Below are 1,166 nucleotides of genomic sequence, written 5' to 3'. Positions count from 1 at the left end.
TGGATAGGCTACACTGAACTAGACAAAAAAATTAAGGTCAAGTAGACTACAACTAATCTATTTGAGGAGAATCTACTATGACGAAAAATAAAAGAGAAAGAAGAACCTTTACAGCGGAATTTAAGCACCAAATGGTTCAACTGTATCAGAATGGTAAGCCAAGGAAAGATATCATTCAGGAATATGGATTAACACCATCATCATTGGATTGATGGATGAATTAAAATCATACATCTGGCTCGTTTAAAGAGAAAGATAATAAGACCACTGAACAACTAGAGTTGGAAGCATTGAGAAAACAAAACAAACAACTTCTTATGGAAAATGATATTTTAAAGCAAGCGGCGCTGATACTAGGACGAAAGTAAAAGTAATGAAGAATAACCTACATAAATACTCGATATCAGCAATGTGCAATGTCCTACAATTATCAAGAGCAACCTATTATTACGAGGCAAAACAAGCACAAGATACAGGAGATGAATTGTCACCACTCGTGAAAGAAATCTTCCGAGAGAGTCGTCAGAATTATGGAACACGAAAGATAAAAGTAGCATTAAAGAAGTTAGGATATGTGATTTCACGTCGCCGTATTGGACGAATCATGAAGAAACAAGGTTTAGTATCTCACTATACGATTGCACAATTTAAACCGAAGAGAGTTAGCTGTAATGAAGAAAAAATTTCAAACGAACTCGATCGTCAGTTCAACCAGAAAGAAGAACTGGCCGTAGTTGTAAGTGATTTAACATACGTCCGTGTGAACAAAAAATGGAATTACGTATGTTTATTCATTAATCTCTTTAATCGAGAAATCATAGGACATAGCGCAGGCCAAAAGAAAGATGCGGAGCTTGTTTCACAAGCTTTCGCAACGGTGAAAACAAATCCGAATCAGATTACCCTATTTCATACAGATCGAGGAAATGAATTCAAAAATAAGCTGATCCATGACACGTTAGAGACCTTCAAAATCAAACGTTCATTAAGTGCGAAAGGCTGTCCATACGATAATGCGGTAGCGGAAGCAACCTACAAAATCTTTAAAACCGAGTTCGTTCGCGGTCGTCATTTCGCAAGTTTAGAAGAATTGACCTTAGAATTGAACGACTACGTAAACTGGTTTAACAATGTCAGAATCCATGGAACACTGGGCTATTTGAGTC

1 pseudogene is annotated in these 1,166 nt (G+C 36.8%); it reads left to right on the top strand.

Going from position 1 to position 1,166, the window contains the following annotated elements:
• Positions 1–77: 77 nt before the first annotated feature.
• Positions 78–1,166, top strand: a pseudogene (locus CO726_RS30980) (IS3 family transposase); the annotation flags it as partial.

Origin of the sequence: Bacillus fungorum, from assembly GCF_002746455.1 — a bacterium.
GTDB classification, from domain to species: domain Bacteria; phylum Bacillota; class Bacilli; order Bacillales; family Bacillaceae_G; genus Bacillus_A; species Bacillus_A fungorum.
Note: the sequence above shows the minus strand (reverse complement) of the source record. Positions and strands in the feature narration are given on the sequence as shown.